Annotated in this window: 13 protein-coding genes; 9 read left to right on the plus strand and 4 right to left on the minus strand. The window is 63.1% G+C overall.

Annotated elements, in window-relative coordinates:
* Positions 1-5 precede the first annotated feature (5 nt).
* The gene (locus AC04SG_RS16035; protein ID WP_488551835.1) at positions 6-398 is read right to left on the minus strand and encodes a VOC family protein; all 393 of its coding nucleotides are present in this window, start codon (positions 396-398) and stop codon (positions 6-8) included.
* 4 nt (positions 399-402) lie between these two features.
* Entirely contained in the window at positions 403-750 is a 348-nt protein-coding gene (gene erpA, locus AC04SG_RS16040; protein WP_142865088.1) for an iron-sulfur cluster insertion protein ErpA, read from the minus strand.
* A gap of 76 nt (positions 751-826) precedes the next feature.
* Between erpA and AC04SG_RS16045 the strand changes: the two genes are divergently transcribed.
* The 9 genes from AC04SG_RS16045 to tatC all read left to right on the plus strand — a co-directional run bounded on the left by AC04SG_RS16045 (position 827) and on the right by tatC (position 12,117).
* A complete protein-coding gene (locus AC04SG_RS16045) occupies positions 827-2,041 on the plus strand; it encodes a deoxyguanosinetriphosphate triphosphohydrolase (RefSeq protein ID WP_488551836.1) in 1,215 nt (404 codons plus the stop codon).
* A gap of 62 nt (positions 2,042-2,103) precedes the next feature.
* Positions 2,104-3,861 (plus strand): arginine--tRNA ligase, encoded by a 1,758-nt coding sequence (gene argS, locus AC04SG_RS16050; RefSeq protein ID WP_488551837.1) that lies wholly within the window; start codon positions 2,104-2,106, stop codon positions 3,859-3,861.
* Positions 3,862-3,964: 103 nt separating this feature from the next.
* Positions 3,965-7,279: an SPOR domain-containing protein gene (locus AC04SG_RS16055; RefSeq protein ID WP_488551838.1), complete on the plus strand. Its 3,315-nt coding sequence runs from the start codon at positions 3,965-3,967 to the stop codon at positions 7,277-7,279.
* Positions 7,280-7,412: 133 nt separating this feature from the next.
* Positions 7,413-8,432, plus strand: a complete 1,020-nt coding sequence (gene nagZ, locus AC04SG_RS16060) for a beta-N-acetylhexosaminidase (RefSeq protein ID WP_488551839.1) — start codon at positions 7,413-7,415, stop codon at positions 8,430-8,432.
* A gap of 61 nt (positions 8,433-8,493) precedes the next feature.
* Positions 8,494-9,297: a segregation and condensation protein A gene (locus tag AC04SG_RS16065; RefSeq protein ID WP_192257679.1), complete on the plus strand. Its 804-nt coding sequence runs from the start codon at positions 8,494-8,496 to the stop codon at positions 9,295-9,297.
* Positions 9,294-10,079, plus strand: a complete 786-nt coding sequence (scpB, locus tag AC04SG_RS16070) for an SMC-Scp complex subunit ScpB (protein WP_488551840.1) — start codon at positions 9,294-9,296, stop codon at positions 10,077-10,079. The genes AC04SG_RS16065 and scpB overlap by 4 nt, the downstream gene beginning before the upstream one ends.
* Positions 10,080-10,259: 180 nt before the next feature.
* Complete coding sequence (locus AC04SG_RS16075; RefSeq protein ID WP_023667688.1) at positions 10,260-10,481, plus strand: twin-arginine translocase TatA/TatE family subunit; 222 nt, start codon at positions 10,260-10,262, stop codon at positions 10,479-10,481.
* Between the two features lie 29 nt (positions 10,482-10,510).
* Positions 10,511-11,257: a Sec-independent protein translocase protein TatB gene (gene tatB / locus AC04SG_RS16080; RefSeq protein WP_488551841.1), complete on the plus strand. Its 747-nt coding sequence runs from the start codon at positions 10,511-10,513 to the stop codon at positions 11,255-11,257.
* Positions 11,254-12,117, plus strand: coding sequence for a twin-arginine translocase subunit TatC (gene tatC, locus AC04SG_RS16085; RefSeq protein ID WP_488551842.1), 864 nt, complete (start codon positions 11,254-11,256; stop codon positions 12,115-12,117). The genes tatB and tatC overlap by 4 nt, the downstream gene beginning before the upstream one ends.
* Before the next feature lie 264 nt (positions 12,118-12,381).
* Here tatC and AC04SG_RS16090 read toward each other — a convergent pair whose 3' ends face one another.
* Positions 12,382-12,705, minus strand: a complete 324-nt coding sequence (locus tag AC04SG_RS16090; RefSeq protein ID WP_488551843.1) for a VOC family protein — start codon at positions 12,703-12,705, stop codon at positions 12,382-12,384.
* A gap of 15 nt (positions 12,706-12,720) precedes the next feature.
* Positions 12,721-12,924, minus strand: a complete 204-nt coding sequence (locus AC04SG_RS16095; RefSeq protein ID WP_488551844.1) for a hypothetical protein — start codon at positions 12,922-12,924, stop codon at positions 12,721-12,723.
* Positions 12,925-12,964: the final 40 nt, after the last annotated feature.

The following is a 12,964-nucleotide window of genomic DNA, read 5'->3' on the forward strand; positions in this document are numbered from 1 at the left end:
CGGCCTCAGGGGTGTTCCGGCGGGAGACGTTCGACAAGCCCGATCGTATTGCCTGCCGGGTCCTTTAGAAAGGCCATCCATTCGCTTTCCCCAGCCGGGCCGAACGTGCCTTCGGTATCGTTGTGGACGAGCGCCGGCGCTGCGGTGAACGGAACGCCTGCGGCTTTCGCCTCGGCGTGGAAGGCTTCGAGCCCTGCTATGTCGAGATAGACGATCCCTGCCGGCACGCCGTCGGTGAACAGCAACCTGATATCGCCGGCCATGATGAAGGCCATGCCGGGCGGATCGTAGCGGGCGTGCACGCCCAGGCCGAGCACATCACGCCAGAAGGCCAGCGTGACATCGAGATCGCGCCCGGCCGACAGCGCGACCTGACGGACCGCGCCGATGGCAGACATATCGTTAGATGGAAAAACTGGTGCCGCAGCCGCAGGAGGCGACTGCATTCGGGTTGCGGATCTGGAACGACTGGCCCATCAGATCGTCGACGAAGTCGATCACCGAGCCGCCCATATAGACCAGCGAGAGGTCGTCGATCAGCACGGTGGCACCGTCCTTTTCGATGGCGACGTCGTCGTCATTGCGGGTATCGACCAGGTCGAACTTGTAGGAAAAGCCGGAGCAACCGCCGCCTTCGACGGAGACGCGCAGCGCGGTCTTGCCGGCTTCGCCAGACACGATTTTGGCGATCCGCCTGGCGGCGGAGTCGGTCATCTCGACTTTCATGGCAGTCTTGGCATCAGCGCCCATGGGCGTCACCTTGCTTTCGGTTTCACATGATAGGTATGAAGCGGGAAGGGGCAAGTCAACTGCGGCGGCATCAGCCATGACAAATGAGCTTGGCGACATCGGCTTCGGCTATCGGCCGCGCGCGGCCTATGCCAGTGATCCCGCCAAGTCGCGTGGGCGGCTTTATGACGAGGTCGAAAGCCCGACCCGCACGCCGTTCCAGCGCGACCGCGACCGTATCATCCATTCCACCGCGTTCCGCCGGCTGAAGCACAAGACGCAAGTATTCGTGGCGCATGAGGGCGACCACTATCGCACCAGGCTAACGCATTCGATCGAGGTGGCGCAGATTGCGCGGGCTCTGGCGCGGGCGCTGCGCGGCGATGAGGATCTGGCCGAGGCGGTCGCCCTGGTGCACGATTTCGGCCACACGCCGTTCGGCCATACCGGCGAGGACGCGCTGAACGAGCGGATGTCCCAATGGGGCGGCTTCGACCACAATGCGCAGTCGCTGCGCGTGGTGACGCGGCTGGAGCGGCGCTATGCCGAGTTCGACGGGCTGAACCTGACCTGGGAGACTCTGGAAGGCCTGGTCAAGCACAATGGCCCGCTGACCGACGCCAAGGGAAAGGGCCTCAAGGGCCTGGTGCCGCAGGCGATCCGTGACTATTCCGAGCTGCACGACCTCGAACTCGACCATTTCGCCGGCATCGAGGCGCAGTGCGCGGCGATTGCCGACGACATCGCCTACAACACCCATGACATAGATGACGGCCTACGCTCCGGCTTCCTGACCCTGGACATGCTGGAGACGGTTGCCCTGCCGGGATCGATCCTCGAAAGCGTGCGCGCGCGCTATCCCGGCCTTGACGATGTGCGCACCGGCCATGAGTTGATGCGCCGACAGATCACCATGATGGTCGAGGATGTCATCGTTTCGACCACCGCCAACCTGGAGCGCATCAAGCCCGACAGTGCCGAAGCGGTGCGGGCGGCGGGCGAGACGATGGTGACGTTTTCCGCCGGCATGGCGGCGACCGAGAAGGATTTGAAGGCGTTTCTCTACAAGCACCTCTACCGGCACGATGAGGTGATGCGCGTGCGTGGCGACGCCGAGCAGATCGTGCGCGACCTGTTCGATGTCTATTTCGCCGATCCGCGCGCCATGCCGGATGGCTGGCGCGAAGGGCTCGATCGGGCCGAGGATCGCATCAAGGCGCGCAGCGTCGCCGATTTCCTGGCGGGGATGACGGACACCTATGCCTTGAAGGAACACCGCCGTCTGTTTGACCATACGCCCGATTTAAGCTAGGGCGGGCGCGATTTGCCGGCCAATGAGCCGGTTCTCCTGCACAGTCCGCCAGAGCAAGACCCATGAACATCTTCGCCGATTTCAGCGCGCGAATCACAAAAGCCGTCGAAGCGCTTGATTTGAAAGACAGTAATGGCGTTTCGCCTGACCTGTCGCGCATCGCCGTGGAGCCGCCGCGCGACGCCAGCCATGGCGATCTCGCCACCAATGCGGCGATGGTGCTGGCCAAGCCGACCGGGCAGAACCCGCGCGCGCTGGCCGAACGGCTGGTGGAAGCGCTGCGCAGCGACGCCGATGTCGCCGCAGCCGACGTCGCCGGCCCGGGCTTCGTCAATCTCAGGCTCAAGGACGCTTTCTGGCAGACGCATCTGACCGCTCTGCTCGGGCAGGGCCGCAACTATGGCCGCTCGACCATCGGCGGCGGCAAGAAGACCAATGTCGAATATGTGTCGGCCAACCCGACCGGACCGATGCATGTCGGCCATTGCCGGGGTGCGGTGGTCGGCGACACGCTGGCCAATCTGATGGGCTTCGCCGGCTATGACGTGACCAAGGAATACATCATCAACGACGCCGGCGGTCAGATCGACGTGCTCGGCCGCTCGGTCATATTGCGGTATCGGGAGGCGCTCGGCGACGAGATCGGCGAAATTCCGCCTGGCCTTTATCCCGGCGACTATTTGGTCCCTCTTGGCCAGGCGCTGGCGAAAGAGTTCGGCCGCAGCCTGCTGCAAATGCCGGATGACGAGGCGCTGGCCATCGTCAAGGACCGCGCCATAGATGCGATGATGGTGATGATCCGCGAGGACCTGGCGCTGCTCAACGTGCATCACGACGTGTTCTTCTCCGAGCGCACGCTGCATGCCGACAACGCCAAGAAGATCCGCTCGGCGATCAACGATCTGACGCTGAAGGGCCACATCTACAAGGGCAAGCTGCCGCCGCCCAAGGGCGAAAAGCCGGACGACTGGGAAGACCGCGAGCAGACTTTGTTCCGCTCGACCGCGGTTGGCGACGACATTGACCGGGCGCTGGTCAAGTCCGACGGCTCGTTCACCTATTTCGCCGCCGATGTCGCCTATCTCAAGGACAAGGTCGACCGCGGCTTTGTCGATCTGATCTATGTGCTGGGCGCCGACCATGGCGGTTACGTCAAGCGGTTGGAAGCGCTGGCGCGGGCGATTGCCGGCGACGACGTGAAGCTCACGGTTCTGCTTAGCAATCTGGTCAAGCTGTTTCGCGACGGCGAGCCGGTGCGGATGGGAAAAAGGGCTGGGAATTTCATCACGGCGCGGGAAGTCATTGAAGAGGTCGGCCGGGACGCGGTGCGCTTCATGATGCTGTTCCGCAAGAATGACGCGCCGCTCGACTTCGACTTCGCCAAGGTGACCGAACAATCCAAGGACAATCCGGTGTTCTACGTGCAGTACGCCTCGGCGCGCTGCCATTCGGTGTTCCGGCAAGCGAGCGAGCAGTTGGGCGAAGCCAATTTCGACCGCAAAAGCCTGGCGGCCGCCTCGGCGTCGCTGACCGATGAGGGCGAGATCGGCCTGATCCGGAAGCTGGCTGAATATCCCCGGCTGATCGAATCCGCAGCCCTTGCGCTGGAGCCGCATCGGCTGGCATTCTACCTCTACGATCTGGCCTCCAGCTTTCATGGCCACTGGAATCGGGGCACCGATAATCCCGACTTACGTTTTGTTAAGGTTAACGACCGACAATTGACATATGCCAGACTAGGGCTGGTGCAGGCTGTTTCGGATGTTTTGACCTCCGGCCTGACGCTGATTGGGGCTGATGCGCCCACCGAAATGCGTTAGGTTTGACTAAAAAACCTGTCACCATTTGCCCACATTGCGCTGGTAAGGGCCAACCCTGCGCGACGTCCATGGCGTCCGAATGAGTGCGAGTTCGGGAACAATAATGGCAGACAGAACCCAGCTGAGAGCAGCCGACAACAACGACATCGCCGAGGATGATCCGTTCGCGGAACTGACCAGGATCATGGGTTTCGATCCACGCCAGCCGGTCAAACCAAAGGCGCCGGTCGTCCAGAAGGTTGCGGACGAGGGCGATTTCGACATCGACCTCGAGAAGGAGTTGATGGGCGAACTCGGCGACGACTTCGCCTCCATGGAGGTTAGCCAGCCAACTCCCGAGCTTCACCAACCTGCCGCCGCGAGTCGCGAGCCGGCTTCAGATGCCGCGATGGACGATGCGCTTGCCGCTTCGCTGGACCATGATTTCGTGTTCGACGACGCCGCCGATCATGATTTTGGCGCTCGCCCGCAGGCCGTGGCGCCAGCCGCCGAGCCTTCGTTTGCCGAGCCTGCATTCGACGAGCCTGCATTCGATGACGATTACGACATGGCTGTCGCCAGTTCGCTGGAAAACGTGTCGCCGCTCGAAGACGACCTGCCCATGGACGACGAGCTTGCCGCTTCGCTCGAGCAGGGGTTGCGGCTCGATGGCGATGCGACGGATGACGTCGAACACGGCGCTGGTGTCGCCGAGGTTGCTGCTGCACCTGCTGACGATGTCGCATTCGACGATGATTTCGACAATGCCGTCTCGCTGTCGCTGGAAGACGAACTGACGCTGGACAGAAATGTGCCGGCGCAGGACCAGTATGCCGCTCCGGCAACCGGGGTCGTCGATGCCGGCGACCACGCTGTTGCCGATGAGGATTTTTCCGACCATTTCGACGACGCAGTGGCCGATGTCGACATGGATTTCGCTGCCCGGGATTTTGCGGGCCAGGATTTCGAGCCTCAGGCTTTCGAAGCTCAGCCTGTTGAAGCCGAGGCTCCGGAAGAGCGCGATCTGGATGTCAGCGATCTGGAGGCCAGCGCCCCGGTTGAGATGGATGCGCCGGAAGTCGACGAGACGCCGGCGTGGACTGCGGAGGCAAGCCCCTCTCATGAGGCGGCGCACGAAGCGTTCGACGATTTCGACCTGAGCATCGACGACGCGGTTGCCGACCACGAGCCGGCTGCCGAGGTCGCCGCCGCCCCGGTCCAGCCAGCCCCAATCGCACCCGCTTATGTAGCGCCCGCTATTGTGGCGCCCACCGTTGTGGCGACCCCGGCCGCGCCGGCTGCTGAGGAACGGACTTTGGAAGATGAACTCAACGCGCTGCTTGGCGCGATGACCACACCACGGCCGGCGCCAGTCATCGAGCCCACACGGGCCTATGAGCCTGTCGTGCCGGTGCAGCGGTCCGCCGCGGCGCCGGCGGCTCCTGCCGACAATCTTGACTGGGACCTGGACGAACACGGGCCTGCGCAGGCTCCTCAAGCCGCCGCGGCCAAGAACGATGCCGAATTCGACGATCTGCTTGCCGGTGAACTCGAGGGCCATGAGCCTGAGATCGAATTCGACGATCATGCCTTCGACGCGGCCTTGGCCAAAGGCATCGATCTCGGTGATGACGACACAGCCGCACCGGCCGCTGGCGATTGGCGCTCGACGCCGCCGGAGCCGGCGCGTTCGTGGAGCCGCGTGACCCCGACCCCCGCCCAGCCTTCCGTTGCTGCGCAGCCCCAAGCTTCTTTTGCAGAAAAGCCTTCCGTGCCTGCGGCAGCCGTGCCAACCTATCGCGACCAGCCGGTCGCGGCGGCCGCCCATGTGGCGCCGGCGCCGACGCGCCAAGCGCCGCCTCAGGCTTATGACGAGATGCCGGATGTCGAGACGGTCGATGTGCCGGAGCGCGTGGTGGCGATCGCCGACGACCTCGATATTCCCGAGCTCAGCTTCCAGGAAGACGAGCCGGCGGCCTATGACGATATCGACGCCGAATTCGCCGGCCTGCTAACCGACATGAACGCGGTGGAAGTGGCGCCGCCGCCTGCGGCCACGCGCAGCGCCGCCTATGACGACGATTCCTACAGCTCCGGTTTCAGTTCGGGCCATGAGCTCGACCAGCGCGCTTATGCGGCGCAGCCCGCCGATGCGCCTGCCGCCGCAGCGCAAACTGCCTATGCAGCCGGTGGCTTCGACATGGGCGATTTGCCCGGCAGTCAGCCGGTTTCGCAGGCCGACGATTTCTCGGTCGACGAACTCGACTACGATCCGGACCTGGACGAGGCGATGACGGTGCCGGGCCTTGCCGAACAGGAAGCGGCAAAGCCGCGCCGAAGCGGCCTGTTTATCGCAGCCGTCGTCGGTGCGGTGGCTGTCATTGGTGGCTTCGGCGCCTTTGCCTTGTCGTTTGGCGGCAAGGGCGGCAGCGACGCTCCCGTGATCGTCAAGGCAGACAACACCCCGATCAAGGTCAAGCCGGAAAATCCGGGCGGCGCTGTCGTGCCGAACCAGGACAACAAGGTTTATGACGCGGTCGCTAAGGGCACCAAACCGGCCGAGCCGGTGCAGGAGAAGCTGGTCACATCAACCGAAGAGCCGGTCGATGTGAAGGCAAAGGAGCCGGAAAGCCGCGTTGTCGATTTGTCGCCCGACGAGACCGACGCTGCCCCGGGCACAGATGCCGCCGGAAACCCCGACGCTGCCGGCAATCCCGATGCGGCTGCAGCACCCGCGCCCAAATCCGAGGACCGCATCGCGCAGGTTCTGCAGGAAGCCGACAAGAACCCCGATACGGTCGCCGTTGCCCCGCGCAAGGTGCGGACCATGGTGGTCAAGCCTGACGGCTCGCTGGTGGCACGCGAGGATCCGGCGCCGGCCGCGCCGCAAATTGCGGCGGCCGAGCCGCTTGACCCGGCGCCGCAGCACGTCGCCCCTTCAGCCGATGCCGAGCAGACCGGCACCGTGGCGCCCGCCACCGATCAGGCAAACAGCGACCAGGCCAGTGCCGTGACCGCCAAGCCGGTCAAGCCGGTGAAGCCGGCGGCCGCGCCGAAGGTTGAGACCCAGTCCGCCAACACGCCGGAGACGGTTGCCGTGGCGCCGCAGCGCCCGTCCGACCAGCCGGTCGACGTGGTCGGCGAGGTCAAGCCCGACCAGGTTGCCTCGATTCCGGCGACGGCTTCGACATCAGGCGGTTCGTGGTCGATGCAGATTGCTTCGCAGCCGACGGTCGAAAGCGCCCAGGCCAACTATGCCGACCTGCAGCGCCGCTACGGCAGCGTGCTGGCCGGCCGCACCGCCAACATCGTCAAGGCCGAGATCGCCGGCAAGGGCACTTTCTACCGCGTCCGCGTCCCGGCGCAGTCGCGCAATGATGCGATTAATCTGTGCACCAGCTACAAGGCTGCCGGCGGCAACTGCTTCGTGTCGCGCTAAGACCTGATCCAATTATCAAAGCCGGCGCGTCCCAAGGGGTCGCGCCGGCTTTTTCATGTGGATGAGCAAGCGGTTCAGGCGCTTGCCGTCGGGGGTGATTCCCTTTGACGGCGCGAAGCCCTAAACTCAAGGGATGACCGAATCAAAATCCATGATCCTCGGCTGTGCCGGGAAATCGCTCACTCGCGACGAAATCCGTTTCTATCGCAATGAATGCCCGTGGGGCTTCATCCTGTTTGCGCGCAACATCGGTGAGACCGAGCAGATCCGCGATCTGGTCGCCGAAATGCGCGACTGCATCGGGCGCCCCGATGCGCTGGTGTTCATCGACCAGGAAGGTGGAAGGGTGCAGCGCCTGCGGCCGCCGCTGGCACCGAACTATCCGGCCGGCGGTGCGCTCGGCGCATTGTGGCGCAAGGACCATGATGCCGGCACGCGTGCCGCCTGGCTGATGGCGCGGCTGCATGCCTTCGATCTCTTGCGCTACGGCATCTCGGCCGATTGCCTTCCGGTGCTGGATGTGCCGATCGAGGGCGCCAGCGACGTTATCGGCGCGCGCGCCTATGGCAAGGAACCGCGCCCGGTCATCGAACTTGGCCGCGCCGCGGCGGAAGGGCTGATGTCGGGCGGCGTGCTGCCGGTCATGAAGCACATTCCGGGCCATGGACGCGCCTTTGCCGACACGCATTTCGAACTCCCTGTGGTCGATGCCTCGCTGAGCGACCTTCAGCGGCATGATTTCGCCCCGTTCCGGGAGCTTAGCCATCTGCCGATGGCGATGACGGCGCATGTTGTCTACAGCGCCATCGATCCAAACAACCCGGCGACGACGTCGGGCAAGGTCATCGACGAGATCATTCGCCGCGAGATCGGCTTCGACGGGCTTCTGATGAGCGACGACACTTCGATGAAGGCACTTTCTGGGGATTTCCCGACAAAGGCGGCCGCGATCCTTGCGGCGGGCTGCGATCTGGTCCTTCACTGCAATGGCGTTTTCGAGGAGATGGCGGGCATCGCATCGCGAACCAGAGGACTTGAAGGCACGTCGCTGGAACGCGCCAAGCGGGCGCTGACCTATATAAGGGATCGTGACCGGGCCGACGAAACCGAGATACGCGCCGAGTTTGCCACCTATTTTGACGCAGTGGCCTAGACAGGAGACAAAGGGGCAAGTGGCGGAAACATTGGACAGCAAGGCTGCGAAGGCCGCACCGATGGACCGTCTGTGGGCCGAGAACGACGATTCACGCGTCACCGGCGATCCGTCGCTGGTCGTCGATGTCGCCGGTTTCGAAGGTCCGCTCGACCTTCTTCTGCACCTTGCCCGCACACAAAAGGTCGATCTGGCGCGCATTTCGATCCTGGCGCTGGTCGAGCAATATCTGACCTTTGTCGAGACGGCGAGGGCGCTGCGGCTCGAGCTTGCCGCCGACTATCTGGTGATGGCGGCGTGGCTGGCCTTCCTCAAGTCGAAGCTTTTGATCCCCAAGCAGCCCGGCGAGGAAGGCGAGAGCGGCGAGGAACTGGCGGCGGTGCTGCAATTCCGGCTGAAACGACTGGAGGCCATGCGCGACGCCTCGGCGCGGCTGGTCAACCGCAACCGCCTCGGCCGCGACGTGTTTGCGCGCGGCATGCCCGAAATGGTCATCGTCGAAAAGCGCAACGCCTATTCGGCCTCGCTCTACGATCTGCTCACCGCCTATGCCCAGCAGCGCCAGAAGCAGGCGATCACCAATGTGACGATCGCCAGGCGCGGCGTCTGGTCGCTCAAGGATGCGCGCGACATCCTGGCCCGGCTGATCGGTTCGATGCGTGACTGGACGACGCTCGACAGCTTCCTGATAGAATATATGACGAGCCCGGAAGAACGGCGCACGGCGATCGCAAGTTCGTTCGCCGCGACACTGGAACTGGTGCGCGAGCGCCAGATTGATGTGCGGCAGGAGCAGGCATTTGCGCCGATCTATCTGCGCGACCACCGGGCATCGGCAATCAAGGCAGTTGAGGTGGCATCATGAGCGAACGCGCCAACGCTTCGGTCATTCCGTTCAAGGTCGAAGAAGAGACGGAGGAGGGCATTATCGCCCAGGACCCGACCGAGACCCACAATTCGCCCCAGAACGCGCCCATGAATCCTGGCGAGCGGCTGCATATGGCGGAAGCCGTGCGCATGGCCGAGGCGATCGTGTTCGCCAGCGCCGAGCCGGTCAGTGAAAAACAGCTCACAGCCAGACTGCCCGACGGCATCAATATCGCCGCTGCCATGGCCGATCTGCAGCAAATCTATGCGCGGCGCGGCGTCAATCTGGTGCGGGTCGGCGACGCCTGGGCATTCCGCACCGCCGGCGATCTCGCCTTCCTGATGAGCAGGGATACCGTTCAGCAAAGGAAGCTCTCACGCGCGGCGCTCGAAGTGCTGGCGATCATCGCCTACCACCAGCCGGTGACGCGTGCCGAGATCGAGGACATCAGAGGCGTCGAGACGTCGAAGGGCACGCTGGACGCGCTTCTGGAGACGGAATGGGTGCGGATGCGCGGCCGTCGCCGCACGCCCGGCCGTCCGGTCACCTACGGCACGACAGACAGCTTCCTCGACCATTTCGCGCTGGAGGAAATCCGCGATCTTCCCGGCATGGACGAGTTGAAGGGGGCTGGGCTGCTTTCCGGCCGCATGCCGTCGAATTTCGCCATCCCGCTGCCGCCGGCCGATCCGGACGCGCTGACCGAGGATGAGGACGCGCTGACCGACATCGACCTCGAGGAGCTCGGCCTGTTGACGCCGCGCGTCACGGAAGATTGACCCGGCAGCGCCTGTCAAAAGCCGCTTTCCGGATGTAGATGCGCCGATTGGTAGCGGGCAGCTTTGCCGAAAACGCGTGACATAAGCCGCGCCTTCATAAACTTTGTCGCGGTTGTGTTTGAATCCCAACGCGAAAACGCATAGATCATCGCCAGGGAAAACATTCGAGAGAGAGTTACAATGGGTTCATTTTCGATTTGGCACTGGATGATCGTGCTGGTGATCGTGCTGCTGGTGTTCGGCCGCGGCAAGATTCCCGAGCTGATGGGCGACATGGCCAAGGGCATCAAGAGCTTCAAGAAGGGCATGGCCGACGACGACACCGCCGATGACAAGCGCACCGTCGAGCACCGCCCCGACGAGACCGTTTCGGCCGTGAAGGAAAAGGCCAGCAAGAGCTGAGCCCAAGGTTCTAGTCGGAACAGATTGCCATGTTTGAAGTCGGCTGGACCGAAATGCTGGTGATCGCGATCGTCATGATCGTGGTCGTCGGGCCCAAGGATTTGCCAAATATGCTGCGCACCTTCGGCCGCACGACGGCGAAGCTGCGCGCGATGGCCGCCGACTTCCAGAAGCAGTTCAACGAGGCGCTGAAGGAAGCCGAACTCGACGACGTCAAGAAGTCGGTCGATACGCTCAGGGGCCTTAATCCGGCAGCCGAGATCCGCAAGCAGCTCAATCCGTTCGAACAGGCGGCAGCCGATGTGCGCTCCGGCGTCGATGCAGTGATGAAGCCGAAGCCCGCCGTCGATCCCTCAACGCCGGCGGCAGAGACACCGCAGGCAGCGGAGCCGCTCAAGAATGGCGCCACGGTGATGCCCGGTGTCAACGGACCGGACGCTGCCCCGCCAGCGCCGATCTTCCCTGATATGACCGACGAGCCCGTGGTAACAGCGGCCGCTGCAACGACAGCGCCGCAAAAAGCGCCTGCAAAGAAGGCAGCGGCACCGAAGCAAGCGAACGCCCCGGCACGCAAGACAGCGGCAACCAAGGCAGCGCCGGCAAAGGCCGCACCTGCGGCGAAGGCTTCGGCCAAACCGTCGGCAGCGCCTGCCAAGGTGGCACCGGCAAAAGCCAGTAAATCAGCTGCTGCACCAAAGGCAGCTACAAAGGCTGACCCGAAGCCTGCGCCGGTCAAAAAGCCTGCGCCTAAGAAGACGGCTGGAGCCGCCAAGTGAGCATTACGGACAGCGAAAAGGACGAGATCGAGAAGTCGTCGGCTCCGCTGATGGAGCATCTGATCGAACTGCGGCGGCGGCTGATCTGGTCGATCGGCGGCTTCTTCGCCGCTTTCCTCGTCTGCTTCTTCTTTGCCAAGAAGCTGTTCAACCTTTTGGTCATCCCGTTCAAATGGGCGACACAATGGGCTGGGCTCGATCCGCACAAGGTCGAGCTGATCTACACGGCGCCGCAGGAGTTCTTCTTCACTCAGGTCAAGCTTGCCATGTTCGGCGGCATGGTGATCGCCTTTCCACTGATCGCCACCCAGATCTACAAATTCATCGCGCCCGGCCTCTACAAGAACGAACGCAACGCCTTCCTGCCATTCCTGATCGCTTCGCCGATCCTGTTCCTGATGGGCGCGTCGCTGGTCTATTTCTTCTTCACGCCGATGGTGATGTGGTTCTTCCTCGCCATGCAGCAGGCCGGCACCGACGACCAGGTGCAGATTTCGCTGCTGCCGAAAGTGTCGGAATATCTCAGCCTGATCATGACGCTGATCTTCTCCTTCGGCCTGGTGTTCCAGCTGCCGGTGGTGACCAGCCTGATGACGCGCGTCGGCATGCTGTCGTCGAAGGCGTTGGCCGAAAAGCGCAAATGGGCGATCGTCATCGCCTTCGTCGTCGCGGCCGTGCTGACGCCGCCCGATCCGATGAGCCAGATCGGTTTGGCCATCCCGACCATCCTGCTTTACGAAGTGTCGATCTGGGCGGCCCGGTTCATCGAGCGCGATCAGGTCAAGCAGAAGCTGGCGCGCGAGAAGCAGCAGGTTGAGGAAGAGGTGGCCGAAAAGCCGGCGGACGTATCCTCCACATAGGCAGGCGCCGGGCTCGGAATCGGTGCACGGGGAGGGTGCTTTGTGAGGGCAGCTGTGCTATAGGTTTTGGCACGGTGCTGACTTGCGCCAACAACCCGCCGCCGAGGCGGGTTTTTTATTGGCACAATCTACATTTCCTGTGGATTCACAGGAATCCACGCAGTTTTCGTAACGCCCGCCGACCTTCTATCGCTAGGACTTACTCGACGCGCAGCACTCGCCCGGTCACATCGGTGATGAAGGCGCCCTTGGTTTGGTCAAGTATCACCAAGGCGTTGCCAACGGATCACGAACGACGGCGCAACGGCCAATGGGGATATCGAACGGCTTCTTGATAATCGCGCCGCCCGCTTCGACGAAGCGCTCCAGCGCGGCGTCAACACTGTCCACAAGCAGATCCACCTCGGGACCTAGATCGGTATGCAAGACAAGCTCCGTGTCCGTTCCCGGCATTCCAAGTCCAACTGCCTCTGGCGATCGCCAGAGAAGCGGATGCCCAAGGGCTTCTGAGTAGAACCCCAGAGCGGCATCCAGGTCTGCCACCTTGAGCATCACGCAATCGATTTTGTGGAACAGTGGCCCGCTCATGGCACTTCCGGTGTATCAGGTGGGTTCGGCAGATAGGTTAGATGAGTGTGTCGAACGGCAGGTTTTCGGTTTGAACATCTGGGCCCCGGTGTCGATGGGGATTTCGCCGAGTCGGCATGAGCCAAGCGTCGCAATAATTCGGACAGATCGAGGCATTGCGCTGGATTCAGTTTGCTCTGCCACGCTCGCCTTCAGCTTCTCGAAGTCCAGATCGTCCATTTTGCCGCTCCAAAAGCGGCCGCAACACTACGCTCCAGCC

The organism is Mesorhizobium sp. CNPSo 4684 (assembly GCF_057784315.1).